Raw genomic sequence first — 18,201 nt, 5'->3', positions numbered from 1 at the left:
TAAAGCTGCCGTTGCTGCCGCCATTGCGCGAGTCAAAGCGAAAAAAGCGCAACAATCAAATGAACAGTCAACTATAGAGTAAGTGATAAAAAGATGAAATTTAGACCGCTTGATAACAAAGCTCGCCGTTTAAAAATAGCCAGTGCCCCATTTACTCATGATAAACAAAGTACCAGTCAGGTAATGTTTTGGGTCTTACTTGCTGCAATTCCCGGAATTGCAGTTCAAACATACTTTTTCGGCGTGGGTACTCTGTACCAAATTGCATTAGCGATGGCGACTGCCGCATTAACAGAAGCGATATCTATCCGTTTGCGTAAGCAGCCTGTACTCCCAGTACTAAAAGATAATTCAGCCATTGTGACTGCATTACTTTTAGGGGTCAGTTTACCGCCGCTATCGCCTTGGTGGCTGATTGTCTTAGGGACTATTTTTGCGATTATTATTGCGAAACAGTGTTACGGCGGATTGGGACAAAATCCATTTAACCCCGCCATGGTGGGATATGTAGTTCTGCTTATTTCTTTCCCTGTCCAAATGACTAACTGGCTACCACCACAAGAATTACAACAATTACATATTTCTGGATTAGATAGCCTAGCCGTTATTTTTAGTGGACATACATCAACTGGCGTGACACTTGATCAGCTACGCACCGGTATTGATGGCATGAGCCAAGCCACTCCATTGGATAGTTTTAAAACTGGCTTACTCACTCACTCGATCTCTGAGGTATTGCAGCAACCTATTCTCCAAGGCTCCCTTGCAGGTATTGGTTGGCAATGGGTCAATATCGCCTATCTTCTGGGGGGATTAATTATGCTCAGCCGCCGAATTATCAGCTGGCATATCCCTGTAGCGTTTATCGGTACGTTGGCAGTACTCGCCATCGTCAGTTGGTTAATCGATGATGCCCGTTATTCACCACCATTGGTACAGTTGCTGTCAGGGGCGACGATGTTAGGGGCGTTCTTTATCGCGACGGATCCCGTCACCGCATCAACAACCCCAAAAGGTCGAATTATTTTTGGGGTACTTATCGGCTTCTTAGTCTGGGTTATCCGTGTCTACGGCGGTTACCCAGATGCGGTAGCATTTGCCGTCTTATTAGCAAATATCACCGTACCATTAATTGACCACTATACGCAGCCTCGTGCGTACGGACATAAATAAGGAGCCAGAATGTTAAATACAATGCGTCGTCATGGAGTGATTCTGGCACTGTTTGCCGCAGGGACAACAGCATTAAGTGCTGCTGTTTATACTCTGACTAAAGATACCATTGCGGAGCAAGCTGCATTAGTGCAGCAAAAACTACTCGATCAAGTCGTTCCTGAATCTTTATATGATAATGAGCTGTCCAAAGAGTGCTATCTAGTCACTAACGAAGCTATACTAGGAAATAAAAAACCTCGCCATCTTTATATTGCCCGTAAAAATGGTCAACCTGTGGCAGCTGCGCTAGAAAGTACGGCTCCAGATGGCTATTCTGGGGCAATCCACGTACTCGTTGGGGCAGATTTTAAAGGTACTGTACTGGGTGTGCGAGTAACTGAACATCATGAAACTCCAGGGCTCGGAGATAAAATTGAAACCCGAATTTCCGATTGGATCACGCATTTCACGGGTAAAAAAATTGAATCTGATAAAGACCCTCACTGGGCAGTGAAAAAAGATGGTGGTGATTTTGACCAATTTACTGGGGCAACTATCACACCAAGAGCGGTCGTTAATGCCACAAAACGTACTGCCGCATTTATTCAAACTGTGCCTGAAGAATTAGCCAATTATCCTATCTGTGGGGATGAATAATGAGTAGTGAAACGAAAGATTTATTTGCTCAAGGGTTATGGAAAAATAACTCTGCATTAGTCCAACTACTGGGTTTATGCCCTCTGCTAGCGGTCTCTTCTACCGCTACAAATGCCCTTGGTCTTGGGCTAGCAACCACATTAGTTCTGGTATGTACCAATGTGGCCGTTTCCGCATTTCGCCGTTGGGTTCCTTCAGAAATTCGTATTCCCATTTATGTGATGATTATTGCTTCTGTAGTCAGTGCAGTACAAATGTTAATCAATGCCTACGCATTTGGCTTATACGAGTCTCTGGGGATTTTTATTCCATTGATCGTGACTAACTGTATCGTGATTGGGCGAGCTGAAGCTTATGCCTCTCGTAACCCCGTTCCTTTATCGGCAATTGATGGATTAGCGATGGGATTAGGAGCAACCGCTGCCCTGTTTGTGCTCGGAGCAATACGGGAGATCTTGGGTAATGGAACCCTATTTGATGGCGCTGATTTATTGCTTGGTTCATGGGCAAAATCATTACGTATAGAGGTCTTACACCTTGACTCACCATTTTTACTCGCTATGCTCCCTCCGGGCGCTTTTATCGGTCTAGCATTAATGCTGGCAGGTAAATATCTTATCGATGAAAAAATGAAAAAGCGCGCCGCTCTAAAATTAGGTCAACAACCTGCACGTGAATATCAAAAAGAACAAGGTTGTGGCAGCCATCTTTCTTAAACCTGAAGCTTTGTGAGCAATGAATAAAACTAAACGTATTGAAATTCTCACTCGCCTGCGCGATGACAACCCAAAACCGACGACGGAGCTTGCATTTAACTCCCCTTTTGAGTTACTTATCTCTGTCCTGTTATCAGCTCAAGCCACCGATGTTAGCGTTAATAAAGCGACAGCTAAACTGTATCCTATCGCTGATACGCCAGAAAAAATGTTAGCTCTTGGCGTCGATGGCATCAAAGAGTACATCAAAACGATCGGGTTATTTAACACTAAAGCTGAAAACGTGTATAAGACCTGTAAGTTACTCATTGAAAAACATCACAGTCAGGTGCCTGAAAATCGTGAAGCCCTCGAAGCTTTACCCGGAGTAGGACGCAAAACAGCCAATGTTGTGCTCAATACAGCATTTGGCTGGCCAACCATTGCTGTCGACACCCATATTTTCCGCGTGTGTAACCGAACTAAGTTTGCGCCGGGAAAAGATGTGGTAGAAGTCGAGGAAAAACTACTCAAAGTAGTTCCCGCTGAATTTAAAGTCGATTGCCACCATTGGTTTATCTTACACGGTCGTTATACCTGCATTGCACGAAAACCGCGATGTGGATCCTGTATTATTGAAGATTTATGTGAATTTAAAGATAAAGTTTATCCAGAAGATTAACTCCCTTTGCTCTGAGATGCGAATTACCACACAGATATGATGTCATTCGCATTTTTTCCTTGCTCTAAGACTTTGTCTTACGCAACAATAGAGCCAAACTCAACCTCAAATAAACGGTAAGTATGTTTCAAGACAACCCATTATTAGCGCAACTGAAACAAACGTTGCACGCTCAAACACCTCGTGCTGAAGGTCTGGTTAAAAGTACTGAAAAAGGCTTTGGCTTTTTAGAAGTCGACGGACAAAAAAGCTATTTTATCCCGCCACCGCAAATGAAAAAAGTGATGCATGGTGACCGGATCTCTGCCACGATCCACACCGATAAAGATCGTGAATTTGCTGAACCAGAAGCGTTGATTGAGCCTTTTCTTAACCGTTTTGTCGGTAAAATTCAGAAAAAAGATAACGATAATCGACTGTTCGTCATTCCTGACCATCCGCTCTTAAAAGACGCAATATCTTGCCGTCCAGTCAATGGGATCACTCACGAATTTAAACAAGGTGACTGGGTTGTCGCAGAAATGCGTCGTCATCCATTAAAAGGCGATAAAGGCTTTTACGCTGATATCACTGAATTCATTACGTATGGTGATGACCACTATGCCCCATGGTGGGTAACGTTACGCCGTCACCAATTAGACCGTACTGAACCAGCAATGGTTGACAGCGAGCGCGATGATGAAGGTCTCGAGCGTACAGACTTAACCGACCTACACTTTGTGACTATCGATAGTGCTAGTACCGAAGATATGGATGATGCGCTGTATGTCGAGAAAACAGCAGAAGGTAATTTAAAGCTGTACATCGCTATCGCTGATCCAACCAGCTACATTAAAGAAGGTAGCGAGTTAGATAAGTTAGCATTAGCACGCTCATACACTAACTATTTGCCGGGCTTCAACATTCCTATGTTGCCTCGCCAACTTTCAGATGACCTGTGTTCCCTACGTCCTAATGAACGTCGCCCCGCTTTAGTCTGTATCACTCAAATCCTGCAAGATGGCTCTATTGATAGCAATATTGAGTTTTTCCTTGCTTGGGTCGAATCGAAAACTAAATTAGTCTACGATGAAGTCTCTGATTGGTTAGAAGAAACTGGCACATGGAAGCCAAAATCAGATGCCGATACTCAGCAAATTTTGCTATTAAAAGAGATGGCTGATAAGCGACTGAAATGGCGTAATGACAATGCATTAGTCTTTAAAGATAGACCAGATTATCGCTTTATCTTAGATGAGAATGGCTATGTCCTCGATATCGTTGCCGAGAGTCGCCGTACGGCTAACCGTATTGTTGAAGAAGCGATGATTACCGCTAACTTATGTGCAGCTAATGTACTGAAAAATAAATTAGGGTTTGGTGTATTTAACGTTCATATGGGCTTTGACCCTGTACAAATCGAGCAAGTAGTTCAAACGTTAAAAGATAATGGTATTGAAGTGAATGGCGATGAGTTACTCACTCTTGAAGGTTTCCGTCAGTTACGCCGTCAACTGGATTCTCAACCAACCCAGTTCTTAGATAGCCGTATTCGTCGCTTCCAAACTTTTGCAGAAGTGAAAGCCGATCCGGGTCCACACTTTGGTTTGGGCTTTGATGCCTATGCAACATGGACATCACCAATTCGTAAATATACTGATATCGTAAACCACCGTCTGCTGAAGTCGATTATTGCAGGAACGCCAGCCACTGAGAAACCGAGTGAAGAGTTATCGATTAAGTTGGCTGAACGTCGTCGTGCTAACCGTATGGCAGAAAGAGATGTAGGTGATTGGCTATATTCCCGTTATCTGAAACCTTTCGAGGGTACTGATACTAAATTCCCTGCGGAGATCATCGATATCACTCGCGGTGGAGTTCGTGTCAGACTCGTTAATAACGGCGCGGTCGCTTTTGTCCCTGCACCATTCTTGCACAGTGTACGTGATGAAATTCAATGTAGCCAAGAAACAGGTAGCGTATTAATTAAAGGTGAAAAAGCTTATCAGCTGAATGATATTATCGATGTCAACATTGCTGAAGTACGTATGGAAACACGAAATATTGTGGCTCGCCCAGCGGCTTAATTTCTAAGATTTCGTTATTATCTGACCACGGGATTTTATCTCGTGGTCTTTTTTTGTCCAAAACTCTACATAATTCAAACATTAGCATTTAATGTTAAATAACCCACACTTCTTGACATTTATTTCTGATTATTCTGATCAATTTACACCTTATTCGTGATATTTTAACTCTGCTATATTTTTATAGGTAGTTATCACTAGAAACAACCATGTTGGAGTCATTATCATGAAACGCATCCTCACTTTGGCCATTATTGCAACTGTCGCATTCAGCGTGAGTGCTTGTTCAAATATGTCAAAACGCGATAAAAATACAGCAATTGGAGCTGGAATCGGTGCTGTCGGAGGAGCTATATTAACAGATGGAAGCGCACTCGGCACTGTAGGTGGAGCGGCTATCGGTGGTATTATTGGAAATCAAGTGAAGAAATAAGTCCTTTAATATCCTGCAAAAGGGGAAACGTAATGTTTCCCCTTCTTTATTTCATTTCAGCCACCAGCTAATTTAACTTGGTAGCCTTTGGCTTCTAAAAGCTGTTTTAGCAAGTCGCGTTTATCACCTTGGATTTCAATATCACCCTCTTTGACGGCGCCACCACAACCACACTTTTTCTTTAACTCAGCGGCGAGTTTTGTTAGCTCCACATCATTGAGATCTAACCCCGTAACCACACAAACACCTTTGCCTTTACGACCCGATGTTTCGCGGCGAATACGCACAATACCATCGCCTTTAGGTCGAGTGACTTGTGGTTTTTCTTCCTCAATCCGCCCAATATCGGTGCTATAAACTAAACGGCTATTCGCGTCACTCATACTAATTCTCTGATTGACTGGTTAATTTGTTGCAAGGTTAGCGCAGGATCGTCACTGCGAGTAATTGGTCGCCCAATGACCATATAATCCACACCCGCTTCAATAGCCTGCTGTGGCGTCATGATACGACGCTGGTCACCGACTTCGCTTCCCACAGGGCGTATTCCTGGGGTCACTAATTTAAAATCGTGTCCACATAGCTCTTTCAATGCTTTCGCTTCGTGAGCAGAACACACCACACCATCTAAGCCACACTGCTTAGTGAGTAATGCTAAGTGTTCTGCATATTCCGCTGGCGTTAAGTTGATTCCGATACCTGCTAAATCAGAGGCATCCATACTGGTGAGAACGGTCACTGCTGTTAATAAAGGGGCATCTTTCCCATAAACTTCGAGCGCTTGACGAGCAGCTTCCATCATACGAGCGCCACCACTCGCATGAACATTCACCATCCAAACGCCCATCTCAGCAGCCGCAGAGACCGCACGAGCAACCGTATTAGGAATATCATGGAATTTCAGATCAAGAAAAACGTCAAAACCGCGATCATGGAGTGACTTAACAAATTGAGGACCATTAAAAGTGAACATTTCTTTACCCACCTTTAAGCGGCAATCGCGCGGGTCAATCTTATCGACAAACGCTAACGCCGCATTAGCATCTTCATAATCAAGAGCCACAATGATTGGCGAGTGAGTCGTAACGCGAGTGAGGTTCTCAGTTGAGGAAATCATTCTATAGCCTTTATTGAGTGTTAACGTAATTAAAAAAGTGACGTTGTCACTGGCCATCTAACCCGCGGATGGGCTTAATGGTGTCCCAAGAGCGGCAAGATGGACAGTGCCAATATAATGCACGGGATGTAAAACCACATTTGAGGCAGCGATAATCAGGTTTAGTTCTGATTTGCTCACCAACCATTTTACGTAATAAAATCAAGCTTTCTTTAGCTCGACCCTCTTCTGCTTCCGCTAAATGGTAATCCATCAGACGGTAAAATAAACGCATGGTTGGATGCCGTTGAATTTGATCATTAATATAACTGACAGCGGCTTCATGATTTTGTTTTTCAACAATAATATCGGCAAGATAAAGCTCAGCAATTGCCCCTGAATTACCTTCAACACATTGACGTAAATAAGCTTCCCAATCATCAGAATGCCCCGTGTGTTGATAACACTCGTATAATAGAGGTAGCGTTTCAGACACTAGTTCACGATCTTGAGAATAAACTTGCTTTAATGCGTTAATCGCTTTTTCATAATTAACTTGTTCAATAAAAATACGCCCTTTCATTATTGAAATTCGGGCACAATTTTTATCTACCTGCTCACCTTTATTTAATAAACTTAACGCACCGTCAATATCATCACTTGCAAGCTCTTGGGTTGCCAATTCACAATAAAAATGTGCAATTTGCTCGCGTAATTCTTCGGCGCCTAATTTCACTAATTTAGTGGCAGTCTCAATCGCCTTGCCCCAATCACTAGTCAGTTGATAGATAGTTAATAGGGATTGCAATGCACTCTGTTTAAAATCGACTTCATCCGTCAGCTGTTGGAACATATTTTCAGCGCGATCATACACACCCGCAGTCATATAATCACGACCCAATTGTTGAGTCGCTAACAGGCGCTGTTCAAAGGATAATGCGGCGCTTTCCACCAGCGATTGGTGAATACGAATGGCGCGTTCAACTTCGCCACGGGAACGGAATAGATTACCAAGGGTAAGATGCGCTTCAAACGCGGAACTATCTTCCGTTTTGAGCATTTCAAGGAATAAATCAACGGCTTTATCTTGTTGATTGGATAATAGAAAGTTAACGCCTGTCACGTAATCACGGGACAAGCGATTTGCATGCTGCTGCTTATCTTGTTGAGCACTTCTGCGCCCCATGTACCAGCCATATGCGGCGGCAACAGGTAACAGCAGAAAAAGCAACTCGAACATTGAGGACTATTCCTTGTTCTGAGGCGTCACTAATTCGGTTGAGTCAGAAATAGTTTTCTCTTCAGCACCTAATTGTGATTCTAAACGTCTAATTTTACGACGTGCATTTTTTAAGCTAACAATCGTGCGTAAATAAAATACAGCACAGACCAACCAGCCCAGCACAAAACCGACACCAAATAAGGTAGCAAGTAACGAGGATAAAGAAAAATCCCCTTTTGCAATCAGGTAGTTAAATGTAATAACCTGATCATTGCTTGAACCGAGCGTAATCGACACAATAAAAATAGCGACCGCCAGTAATAAAATCAGAAAGTATTTCACATTTGTTCCCGTTATCAGTTCTTCTCGTTCCAAAACATCTATCTGATAAGGTAGCATTTTCGGCGCTTCCAGACAAAGTAAATTATTAACAGCCCGTATCTTCCAGCACTAAAAATGCTCCTTTTTCATCAAGATAGTCCCAGTGACTGTTATTAGTGCCCCTTATGCTTGACGTCTTTCAAACCAATGTGATTTGAAGATGGCATATCCAATCAAAGCAAAACAACCGCTAATAAACGTTGATGTCAGGATATCAATTGGCCAATGCATACCGAGCAACATTCGGCTTAGCCCAATCCCTTCAGCCCAAAGACCTAAGAATATAGCTAATGTATATTGACGACGTTGCCAAAATAAACCGATCAACAATAAAGCCCAACCCGCAGCAAATAACATATGCCCAGATGGGAAAGAATATCCTGTTTCAGCTTGCCAATGTTTACGTTGCCATTTAGGGATCAGGTCATTTGATTTAACCGTATCCTTAACTATGTCTGCACGCGCACCGCGTTTAAGTTCATAAAATTTGGTTGCATCAATCCCATACGTTACCCCCATCCAGACCACATAAGGTCTTGGTTCTTGGAAGCTACTCTTTAGTAATGATTTAAGGCCTTGCTGGCCCAAAATACAAACCAAAATAATCACGATAAGTTTAACCCACTGCGCTTTAGACTGACGAAAGACAAACAAAGTCAGTAAGGTCAGCAGTATAAACGTGATAATGCTATAGGGCATTCCGGCAGTGTCCGTTAACCACAGTAACCCTTTCATTGTCGGTTGCTGCTCTGGTGTCCATTGCCAGCCTATGCCTATCATAATTATCGGCGGTAACATCAATAAAAATGTAAAAATAGCGATAAGATAAATTGTCTTTTTCATTTAATGTATTCCATAAAAATTCATTATTTCCTTATTAATAAAACTTGCATGAACAACCTATTTACTCTGTTATAGTAGTACAGCGTCGGCAGTGTGCAAAGAATGCCTGACTCTATATGCAAACGTCATATAGCATCGATATATTATAATAATTGTCTTATATCGATTTACGTTATTAATTAAGCAAGAGTTACTTTAACTAATGAAAGAAAATATGCAGCTAAAACGTGTTGCCGAAGCAAAATTACCGACACCTTTCGGTGAATTTTTAATGGTAGGTTTTGAAGAAATTGCAACAGGTCGAGACCATGTCGCATTAATTTTTGGCGATATTTCAGGGGCTGAGCCGGTACTTAGCCGTATTCACTCTGAATGCTTAACGGGAGATGCATTATTTAGTTTACGTTGTGACTGTGGCTTTCAGTTAGAAGCTGCGCTTAAGCAAATCAGTGAGATTGGTCGCGGTGTCTTATTATATCACCGTCAAGAAGGCAGAAATATTGGATTACTGAATAAAATCCGTGCTTATGCTTTACAAGACCAGGGCTTAGATACTGTTGAAGCCAATCTTAAACTAGGCTTTAAAGCGGATGAACGCGATTTCACCCTCTGCTCAGACATGTATAAATTGCTGGGGATTAATGAAGTCCGTTTACTGACTAATAACCCGAAAAAAATTGATATCATGCGTGAAGCGGGAATAAATGTGGTTGAACGAGTGCCATTAATTGTTGGTCGTAACCCAAGTAATGCACACTATTTAGATGTAAAAGCTGAAAAAATGGGTCATCTGCTATTTAAGCATCAATAACATTTTCTGCAACTTGGAAGAGTGTCTTGCACTCTTCCTTGATCATTCTGCCTTAGCCCCTATTTTCATCAAAACAATCGAATGTAATACATTTGCTAATTGCTATATTCACATTCTTTTTTTAGGGTTTATACTGTTCGCAACTTTTATATCAAAAAATTACATCGAAAAAATACCGCATATTAATCCTAATCTTGTATGCCTATTCTTCGTCTAACAAGGAGATATTGTGAATAACCTGCATTCTATCCAACGCATGAGAAGATTGCGTAAAAGTGAACAACTCCGCTCCCTATTCCAAGAAACCCATCTCTCTATTAACGACTTATGCTTGCCTATCTTCGTTGAAGAAGGCTTAGATGACTATGCACCAATCGCTAGCATGCCCGGGGTAGTCCGCATTCCAGAAAAGCGCCTTGCTTATGAAATTGAGCGCATTGCTAAAGCGGGAATTAAGTCAGTAATGACATTTGGGGTTTCACATCATCTCGATGAAACTGGCAGCGATGCATGGCAAGATAACGGTTTAGTCTCTCGTATGTCACGTATCTGTAAAGACACCGTGCCTGAAATGGTGGTGATGTCCGATACTTGTTTCTGTGAATATACCTCCCACGGTCATTGTGGCGTTATGCACGGCGATTTCGTTGATAACGATGCCACCATCCATAATCTTGGATTACAAGCTGTTGCTGCTGCTCGTGCCGGTGCTGACTTCATCGCACCTTCTGCCGCAATGGATGGACAAGTTGCCGCAATCCGTCGCACATTGGATGAAGCCGGATTTACGGATACTGCAATTATGTCCTACTCTACAAAATTTGCTTCCGCATTGTATGGTCCATTCCGTGACGCTGCCGGTTCATGCTTAAAAGGTGACAGAAAAACTTATCAAATGAATCCGATGAACCGTCGTGAAGCCTTACATGAGTCATTAATTGATGCTCAAGAAGGTGCCGATGCGTTAATGGTAAAACCTGCTGGGGCTTATTTAGATATTATTCGTGACCTACGCGAATGCACTCAATTACCTATTGGTGCATATCAAGTTAGCGGTGAATACGCCATGATCAAGTTTGCAGCTCAAGCCGGTGCTATTGATGAAACTCGCGTCACTTTAGAAAGCCTTGGTGCCATTAAACGTGCCGGTGCAGATTTGATTTTCACCTATTTTGCATTGCAATTGGCAGAAGATAAAATTCTGTAATCTTACGGAACATTAAAAAGCGGTCATAAAAAACGCCGATACTGGATATAAATACAGTATCGGCGTTTTTGTTCATTTTTGCTTACTTATAATACAAGGCGAGCGTTAATTAGCCGTACTTTGCTGCAATTTTAACTGCTCAGACAATCGCTGTGCATAAACTTGAGCAGTTTCAGGTGATAATAGCCCCGCGATTAATAAATCTTTCTTACCGTCAGGTAAATCGGCCACAACACCCCAGGTTTCCACATCCATACTGGCACAATCAAGATCTTGTTCAGTGATTGGCAAAATATCAAAAAAGTCTTTCAGTGGTGCAATCGCAATTGCGGTGTATTCTGCATTCATTCCCAATGGGAACTCTTTATCTGCATATAATCTTAAATCATGAACCTCAGCCTCTGGGGTTCTCATCACGACGGAATATAAATTGGGAATATGTTCTAAAATATCGCGTACTTCATCATTGGCACCAGCGCAATGAGAGGTACTTAATAAAATATCTGCTGCCCATAGTGCGCCCTTATAAAAATCAGTTTCATTGATATTTGCCATATTGATTTCCTTTACGCTATTTCGATAAATGCGGTAATTTCATTCCATCAAACTACAGAGCTTTTTCTGAATACTGACTAACACAATAGCTTAGAATTAGGCTGAAAAACTTGAGAAATAACAAAGTTTAAGAATTAACAGTAAAAAAATGCCCACAGTGATACGCCGCGGGCATTGGTTCAATAATTTAATGCAACATCTGGCGGATAACATAATGTAAAATCCCGCCATGGCGGTAATATTCCATCTCAGTCGCGGTATCAATACGGCAACGTGTCACTACCTCTTTTACATCTCCATTACCATAGGTAATTTTCACGTTAATATTCTGTCCCGGTGTTAATGATTGTAATCCTGTAACATCAATCAGCTCATCCCCTTTGAGTTTTAAGGTTTTGCGCGTCTCACCCCCCGAAAACTCAAGAGGAACAACCCCCATACCAATCAGGTTGGAACGATGAATTCGTTCATAAGATTCAGCAATCACCACACGCACGCCTAATAAGTTAGTCCCTTTTGCCGCCCAGTCACGGCTAGAGCCAGAACCGTACTCTTTTCCTGCGATGATAGCCAATGGACGATTTTGTTGCTGATACAACATCGCAGCATCAAAAATTGCCATTTGTTGACCCGTTGGAATATGCAAGGTATAGCCGCCTTCAACACCGGATAACATTTCATTACGAATACGAATATTCGCAAAGGTTCCTCGCATCATCACTTCGTGGTTACCACGACGAGACCCATAGGAGTTAAAATCTGTGACGGCAACACCATGCTCTTGAAGATAACGACCCGCAGGGCTATCTTTCTTGATATTACCCGCAGGTGAAATATGGTCAGTGGTCACTGAATCACCGAGGATCGCCAAAATGTTGGCACCATGAATATCTGCAACCGGTTTAGGTGTTGCTGGCATATTTTCAAAGAATGGAGGATGTCGAATATAGGTAGAATCTTTTTGCCAATGATAAGTTGACGAACTTTCAACACTCAGTGCTTGCCATGTTTCATCTCCATCAAATACCGCGCTGTACTCTTTGCGGAACATATCGGTTTTCACTTTTTCTACCGCTAAGGCAATTTCAGCACTGGATGGCCAAATATCTTTCAGATAAACCGGATTGCCCTGTTTATCGATGCCAAGAGGCTCCGTCTTCAGGTTGATATGCATATTTCCAGCTAAGGCATACGCCACAACTAGGGGCGGAGACGCGAGCCAGTTTGTTTTTACCAGAGGATGAATGCGCCCTTCAAAGTTACGATTACCAGAAAGTACCGCTCCGACGGTCAGGTCGGACTGTTTTATCGCGTCTTCAATCGGTGCTGGTAATGGACCGGAGTTACCAATACAGGTAGTACATCCATAACCCACAAGGTTAAAACCGAGTTGGTCGAGATAAGGAGATAGGCCCGCTAATGCAAGATAGTCTGTAACGACTTTAGAACCCGGAGCTAATGAGGTTTTTACCCACGGTTGGCGCATAAGTCCTTTTTCTACCGCTTTCTTCGCCAATAGTCCCGCAGCCATTAACACACTCGGGTTAGAAGTATTGGTACAAGAGGTAATCGCAGCTATTACCACCGCGCCATCAGTCAGTTCAAATTCTTGATCGTGATATTTTATCCGTGGATGAGCATGTTTATCTTTTTTGTTAAGTTCCAAATCCACTGCACCTTGAAACGCTTGAGGTACTTGGCTTAACTCTACTCTATCTTGCGGACGTTTTGGTCCAGCCAAGCTAGATTCTACCGTGCCCATATCCAATTCTAATGTACTGGTAAAAATGGGTTCATCCCCTTGATAGCGCCATAAACCCTGCTGCTTACTGTAGGACTCCACCAGCGCAATCTCATCTTGATGACGCCCTGTTAATGTCATATAGGCCAGTGTGATTTCATCCACGGGGAAAAATCCACATGTCGCACCATATTCTGGTGCCATATTGGCAATGGTTGCACGATCAGCTAATGGCAGATCGGCGAGTCCATCACCATAAAACTCAACAAATTTACCCACCACACCATGTTTACGGAGCATTTGGGTCACGGTCAACACTAAATCTGTCGCGGTTATGCCCTCAGCAAGTTTTCCCGTTAATTTGAAGCCAACGACATCTGGGATCAACATCGATACTGGCTGGCCTAACATTGCGGCTTCCGCTTCAATTCCGCCAACACCCCAACCGAGTACGCCTAACCCATTAATCATGGTGGTATGCGAATCTGTTCCCACTAAGGTATCCGGATAAGCCACTAGCTGGCCACCAACCTCTTCATACCATACGGCTTTGCCAAGATACTCAAGGTTAACCTGATGACAAATCCCCGTTCCCGGAGGAACAACTCTAAAGCGGTTAAAAGCTTTTTGCCCCCAGCGTAAAAAGAGATAACGTTCATGGTTACGCTGCATTTCAATTTCGACGTTATCGCTAAATGCCTGTTGATTGCCAAATTCATCGACCATCACTGAGTGGTCGATAACCAGATCAACAGGGGATAATGGGTTTACTTGGTTGACGTTTCCGCCGAGGGATTGAACTGCTTCACGCATTGCTGCGAGGTCAACAACCGCAGGAACACCCGTAAAATCTTGCATTAGGACCCGTGCAGGTCGATACGCAATTTCTCTATCTGCATGAGCATTTTTTTGCCAATCAATAATGGCTTGTAGGTCAGCTTCCACCACAGATTTACCATCAATATGGCGTAGTAGATTTTCAAGTAAGACTTTAAGGGATTTAGGTAAGCGCTCCCCGCTACCGAGTTTTTGCTCTGCGCGGGATAAGCTGAAGTAATTATACTGTTTGTCACCAACATGCAGCGTTGCTGCACTTTCTGTTTTTAAACTCAACGACATAACTCCTCCTTGGCGTTTTGGGCACCTTATTTTTTTACTAAGCACTATTAATCATAGTCTCCCTAGTAATTTCCTTTATAGATTTTGTGCCAATGTCGTTTTGTTACTTACAAAATAGGTAGCGGAATATCTTTGAAGAACTCTTCAATATCTTCATTATTTCGCAAGGCAATTGCCTTATCTACCACATCCCGTGTTAAATGTGGTGCGAATCGCCAGATAAAATCATACATATAACTGCGCAAGAAACTGGTTCGTTTAAAGCCAATTTTCGTGGTGCTATAGCTAAATTTATCTCGCATATCAATAACAACTAAATCTTTATCAACTTCAGGATCGACCGCCATGCTCGCAATGATCCCGATGCCCAAACCTAATTTAACGTAGGTTTTAATCACATCCGCATCCGTTGCTGTAAAAATAATTTTTGGCTCTAATCCCACTTTTTGGAAAGCCACATCTAACTCCGAGCGCCCGGTAAAACCGTGGGTATAGGTGACAATTTGATACTGAGCAATATCTTCAATTGTGACATTCTTTTTTTCTGTCAGTGGGTGCCCTTTAGGAACTATCACACAACGGTTCCAGTGGTAGCAAGGCAACATAATCAAGTCACTGTATAAATGTAGGGCTTCAGTCGCTATCGCAAAATCACTGTTTCCTTTGCAAACTTCTTCCGCTATTTGGGTTGGAGAACCCTGTTGCATGTGAAGGGAAACATGGGGATACCGCTCAATAAAACTTTTAATCACTGGCGGTAATGCGTAGCGTGCTTGTGTGTGAGTCGTAGCTATTTTAAGGCTACCTCTATCAGGAACAGTATGTTCCCCGGCAACTGAACGAATAGCTTCAATTTTTGAAAGTACTTCACGGGAAATACGAACAACCTCTTCACCCGCGGGCGTAACATGGGTTAAATGCTTTCCGCTACGCGCAAAAATTTGTATTCCAAGCTCATCTTCCAACATTCTGACTTGCTTACTGATCCCCGGTTGAGAGGTAAATAAGCCTTCCGCCGTCGAAGAGACATTCAGGTCATGATTGACCACTTCAACGATATAACGTAGTTGCTGTAATTTCATTATTGCTCCACCCCTTGCTTGAAACCGTTTTAGCTATAGCTAAAAAACATTACATATAACAAAAAGTAATATTGATTAATATATATATAACCAATATAACATTAAATTATGAGGAATAAACAGTATGATGACAATATTTCATCTAGCGAGTATAAAAAGGTAATAAGCAAGTAAGGTATTGCAAAGTCAGGTTATTTTTCCCTTTAACTATGCTTGAATGGTAAATATGCCGTTTTTTATTTCCCTTTAGACTAATATTTTAGTTATGAATTACCCTATTTCGATTAAATAAGAGGTTCTATCAATGCGTATGAAAGTCTTAGCCATGGTAATTGGCATGTCGACCATATCCTTTGCACCACACTTATTAGCCAAAGAGCTATCCTACGGCCAGCAAAAAATTGTGTTATCTGATGCAATTCAGCCAGGAAATGATTTTTACCAATATGTGAATAAAGATTGGATTAATAACGCCAAGATCCCAACAGGGATGCCACGCATTAACTCATTCGTAAATTTATATTTAAATACAGAAAAACAAACTCAAGCCATCATTGAAGAACTTCAAAAAATACCCGATAACCAACTCAACCATAACCAACGTAATATTCGTAATTTATACCTAAGCTATCTGGATGAAAAAAGTATCGAAAAGGCGGGTTTATCCCCAATTAAAGGGGATTTAAATGATATTGCTCAAGCCAAAAATCATGATGATATTAGTCAATTGATGACTCGCCCTGGTTACAGTTCATTGATTTCGTATTGGGTAGATTTGGACGCAAAAGCCCCTGATACCTATGTGCTCTATATTGGGCAAGGTGGGCTTGGTTTACCGAACCGCAATTATTATCTTGATGATACGCCACAGATGAAAGAGATCCGCAAAAACTATATTGCTTATATTGCGACGATATTAAAGCTGGCAGGAGAGAAAGATGTTAAGAAAAAGGCTCAACAAATTTTCGATTTAGAAAAATCAATTGCTGAAGTTCATTGGAGCCCTGAAGCGCGCCGGGATACTATCAAAAATTACCACCCAATGACGCTATCTGAGATGAAAAAATTCACCACGGGTTTTGAGTGGAATAATTTTATCCAACATTGGAAATTAAGTGACCAACAGTTAGCTAAAGTTGTTGTTGAAAATGATACGGCAGTCGAAAAAACTGCGCAAATTTTCGCAAAAACGCCTGTTTCTGTCTTAAAGGATTATCTTACATTCCAATATGTCAGTGACCATGCAGGCTATCTAAATCAAGCCCTTTCCGATGCCCGTTTTGATTTTTACTCGAAAAAACTTAATGGTATTGAGAAGCAGCGAACTCGCCAAGAACGTGCTATTCAAACAGTTAATTCTTTGCAAGGTGAGCCATTAGGTCAAATTTATGTTGAGAAATATTTCAATCCTCAGTCTAAAGAGAAAATTAACGATCTGGTGAGCTATGTTCGCGGTACCTTTAATTCCCGTTTGAAAGATAATGACTGGATGGATGAACAAACTCGCCAAGAAGCGTTGAAAAAATTGGAGCAATTTACGGTTAAAGTGGGTTACCCCGAAAAATGGAATGATTTTAGTAGCATTAATTTGAAGCCAAATGCTCTACTCGATAACTATAAGCAAGTTGAAGCTTGGTCCTATAACGATGCGATGAGTAAACTTGGTCAACCAGTCCGTCAGTGGGAATGGGGAATGACACCACAAACTGTCAATGCCTATTTCAATCCAGTCCAGAATGAAATTGTTTTCCCTGCAGCTATTTTACAAGCACCATTCTTTGACCCAAATGTCGACCCTGCCTATAACTATGGCGCAATTGGCGCAGTGATTGGTCATGAAATGGGACATGGTTTTGATGATCAAGGTAGCTTATATGATGGTACGGGCCAGTTACGTAACTGGTGGAGCGACAGTGCTAAAGCTCACTTTAAAGAAAAAACTGCAAAGTTGGTCGACCAATACAATGGATTTGCGGTTGATGGACAAAAAGTTAATGGTGAATTAACCCTTGGTGAGAATATCGGTGACTTGGGCGGGTTAAATATTGCCTTGAGCGCCTATAAGCAATTCGCTAAAGAAAATTATCCTAATGGTGAACCACCCATTATTGATGGTACAACAGGATTACAGCGTTTCTTCATTTCATGGGCAAGAACTTGGCAAGAGTTGTCTAATAAAGAGTCTGAGCGCAATAAAATCCTAACCGATCCACACAGTCCAAACCAATTCCGTGCTAATGGAGTTGTGCGTAATATCGATGATTGGTACACCACTTTCGGCGTTGATAAGGATAATGCTCTTTACCTCGCCCCAGAAAAACGTATTAAGATTTGGTAGTTTAAAATTGCAAATATATAAAACAAAGGCGCTGATTTCAGCGCCTTTTTACAACGTATTGAATAACCATTTATTCTAAATAATTCGCGTTAGAACAAGGCGGCAAGCATGCTAATCC

17 protein-coding genes are annotated in these 18,201 nt (G+C 42.0%); 9 read left to right on the top strand and 8 right to left on the bottom strand.

Features of this window, described 5'->3' with window-relative positions:
- Positions 1-93: 93 nt before the first annotated feature.
- The 6 genes from rsxD (at position 94) to osmB (ending at position 5,688) form a co-directional block, all read left to right on the top strand.
- Positions 94-1,173: an electron transport complex subunit RsxD gene (gene rsxD, locus PR761_RS03100; protein ID WP_006812939.1), complete on the top strand. Its 1,080-nt coding sequence runs from the start codon at positions 94-96 to the stop codon at positions 1,171-1,173.
- Between the two features lie 9 nt (positions 1,174-1,182).
- Entirely contained in the window at positions 1,183-1,812 is a 630-nt protein-coding gene (gene rsxG, locus PR761_RS03095; protein ID WP_006812938.1) for an electron transport complex subunit RsxG, read from the top strand.
- A complete protein-coding gene (locus PR761_RS03090) occupies positions 1,812-2,528 on the top strand; it encodes an electron transport complex subunit E (protein WP_006812937.1) in 717 nt (238 codons plus the stop codon). Before rsxG ends, PR761_RS03090 begins: the two co-directional genes overlap by 1 nt.
- A 19-nt stretch (positions 2,529-2,547) precedes the next feature.
- Positions 2,548-3,189 (top strand): endonuclease III, encoded by a 642-nt coding sequence (gene nth, locus PR761_RS03085; protein WP_006812936.1) that lies wholly within the window; start codon positions 2,548-2,550, stop codon positions 3,187-3,189.
- Positions 3,190-3,311: 122 nt separating this feature from the next.
- On the top strand, positions 3,312-5,255 hold the full coding sequence (locus PR761_RS03080) for an exoribonuclease II (protein WP_006812935.1): 1,944 nt from the start codon (positions 3,312-3,314) through the stop codon (positions 5,253-5,255).
- Between the two features lie 226 nt (positions 5,256-5,481).
- Entirely contained in the window at positions 5,482-5,688 is a 207-nt protein-coding gene (gene osmB / locus PR761_RS03075) for an osmotically-inducible lipoprotein OsmB (RefSeq protein WP_006812934.1), read from the top strand.
- Between the two features lie 56 nt (positions 5,689-5,744).
- Here the strand turns inward: osmB and yciH are convergent, their stop codons facing one another.
- The 5 genes from yciH to PR761_RS03050 all read right to left on the bottom strand — a co-directional run bounded on the left by yciH (position 5,745) and on the right by PR761_RS03050 (position 9,230).
- Complete coding sequence (gene yciH / locus PR761_RS03070) at positions 5,745-6,071, bottom strand: stress response translation initiation inhibitor YciH (protein ID WP_115164336.1); 327 nt, start codon at positions 6,069-6,071, stop codon at positions 5,745-5,747.
- Positions 6,068-6,805, bottom strand: coding sequence for an orotidine-5'-phosphate decarboxylase (gene pyrF / locus PR761_RS03065; RefSeq protein ID WP_039854375.1), 738 nt, complete (start codon positions 6,803-6,805; stop codon positions 6,068-6,070). The genes yciH and pyrF overlap by 4 nt, the downstream gene beginning before the upstream one ends.
- Before the next feature lie 46 nt (positions 6,806-6,851).
- Entirely contained in the window at positions 6,852-8,024 is a 1,173-nt protein-coding gene (gene lapB / locus PR761_RS03060; RefSeq protein ID WP_154611130.1) for a lipopolysaccharide assembly protein LapB, read from the bottom strand.
- A gap of 6 nt (positions 8,025-8,030) precedes the next feature.
- Entirely contained in the window at positions 8,031-8,348 is a 318-nt protein-coding gene (locus PR761_RS03055; RefSeq protein ID WP_039854374.1) for a LapA family protein, read from the bottom strand.
- A 162-nt stretch (positions 8,349-8,510) separates the two neighbouring features.
- Positions 8,511-9,230, bottom strand: a complete 720-nt coding sequence (locus PR761_RS03050; protein ID WP_154611131.1) for a phosphatase PAP2 family protein — start codon at positions 9,228-9,230, stop codon at positions 8,511-8,513.
- Between the two features lie 214 nt (positions 9,231-9,444).
- Here PR761_RS03050 and ribA point away from each other — a divergent pair, with 214 nt between their 5' ends.
- Both ribA and hemB read left to right on the top strand, forming a co-directional pair.
- Positions 9,445-10,041: a GTP cyclohydrolase II gene (gene ribA / locus PR761_RS03045; protein WP_039854372.1), complete on the top strand. Its 597-nt coding sequence runs from the start codon at positions 9,445-9,447 to the stop codon at positions 10,039-10,041.
- A gap of 229 nt (positions 10,042-10,270) precedes the next feature.
- The gene (gene hemB, locus PR761_RS03040; RefSeq protein ID WP_272519330.1) at positions 10,271-11,248 is read left to right on the top strand and encodes a porphobilinogen synthase; all 978 of its coding nucleotides are present in this window, start codon (positions 10,271-10,273) and stop codon (positions 11,246-11,248) included.
- 105 nt (positions 11,249-11,353) lie between these two features.
- Here hemB and PR761_RS03035 read toward each other — a convergent pair whose 3' ends face one another.
- The 3 genes from PR761_RS03035 to cysB all read right to left on the bottom strand — a co-directional run bounded on the left by PR761_RS03035 (position 11,354) and on the right by cysB (position 15,745).
- Complete coding sequence (locus PR761_RS03035) at positions 11,354-11,803, bottom strand: hypothetical protein (RefSeq protein ID WP_006812926.1); 450 nt, start codon at positions 11,801-11,803, stop codon at positions 11,354-11,356.
- A gap of 187 nt (positions 11,804-11,990) precedes the next feature.
- Positions 11,991-14,663: an aconitate hydratase AcnA gene (gene acnA / locus PR761_RS03030; RefSeq protein ID WP_154611132.1), complete on the bottom strand. Its 2,673-nt coding sequence runs from the start codon at positions 14,661-14,663 to the stop codon at positions 11,991-11,993.
- Positions 14,664-14,770: 107 nt separating this feature from the next.
- Positions 14,771-15,745 (bottom strand): HTH-type transcriptional regulator CysB, encoded by a 975-nt coding sequence (gene cysB / locus PR761_RS03025; protein ID WP_006812924.1) that lies wholly within the window; start codon positions 15,743-15,745, stop codon positions 14,771-14,773.
- 304 nt (positions 15,746-16,049) lie between these two features.
- Between cysB and PR761_RS03020 the strand changes: the two genes are divergently transcribed.
- The gene (locus PR761_RS03020) at positions 16,050-18,083 is read left to right on the top strand and encodes a M13 family metallopeptidase (protein ID WP_112836827.1); all 2,034 of its coding nucleotides are present in this window, start codon (positions 16,050-16,052) and stop codon (positions 18,081-18,083) included.
- Positions 18,084-18,201 lie beyond the last annotated feature (118 nt).

This window comes from Providencia sp. PROV210 (assembly GCF_028479445.1).
Lineage (GTDB): Bacteria > Pseudomonadota > Gammaproteobacteria > Enterobacterales > Enterobacteriaceae > Providencia > Providencia rustigianii.
This window is presented reverse-complemented; position numbering and strand designations above follow the sequence as displayed.

Coding starts and splice junctions, on each gene's coding strand:
- rsxD (WP_006812939.1), top strand. CDS start 94: ATGAAATTTAGACCGCTTGATAACAAAGCTCGCCGTTTAAAAATAGCC.
- rsxG (WP_006812938.1), top strand. CDS start 1,183: ATGTTAAATACAATGCGTCGTCATGGAGTGATTCTGGCACTGTTTGCC.
- PR761_RS03090 (WP_006812937.1), top strand. CDS start 1,812: ATGAGTAGTGAAACGAAAGATTTATTTGCTCAAGGGTTATGGAAAAAT.
- nth (WP_006812936.1), top strand. CDS start 2,548: ATGAATAAAACTAAACGTATTGAAATTCTCACTCGCCTGCGCGATGAC.
- PR761_RS03080 (WP_006812935.1), top strand. CDS start 3,312: ATGTTTCAAGACAACCCATTATTAGCGCAACTGAAACAAACGTTGCAC.
- osmB (WP_006812934.1), top strand. CDS start 5,482: ATGAAACGCATCCTCACTTTGGCCATTATTGCAACTGTCGCATTCAGC.
- yciH (WP_115164336.1), bottom strand. CDS start 6,071: ATGAGTGACGCGAATAGCCGTTTAGTTTATAGCACCGATATTGGGCGG.
- pyrF (WP_039854375.1), bottom strand. CDS start 6,805: ATGATTTCCTCAACTGAGAACCTCACTCGCGTTACGACTCACTCGCCA.
- lapB (WP_154611130.1), bottom strand. CDS start 8,024: ATGTTCGAGTTGCTTTTTCTGCTGTTACCTGTTGCCGCCGCATATGGC.
- PR761_RS03050 (WP_154611131.1), bottom strand. CDS start 9,230: ATGAAAAAGACAATTTATCTTATCGCTATTTTTACATTTTTATTGATG.
- ribA (WP_039854372.1), top strand. CDS start 9,445: ATGCAGCTAAAACGTGTTGCCGAAGCAAAATTACCGACACCTTTCGGT.
- PR761_RS03035 (WP_006812926.1), bottom strand. CDS start 11,803: ATGGCAAATATCAATGAAACTGATTTTTATAAGGGCGCACTATGGGCA.
- acnA (WP_154611132.1), bottom strand. CDS start 14,663: ATGTCGTTGAGTTTAAAAACAGAAAGTGCAGCAACGCTGCATGTTGGT.
- cysB (WP_006812924.1), bottom strand. CDS start 15,745: ATGAAATTACAGCAACTACGTTATATCGTTGAAGTGGTCAATCATGAC.
- PR761_RS03020 (WP_112836827.1), top strand. CDS start 16,050: ATGCGTATGAAAGTCTTAGCCATGGTAATTGGCATGTCGACCATATCC.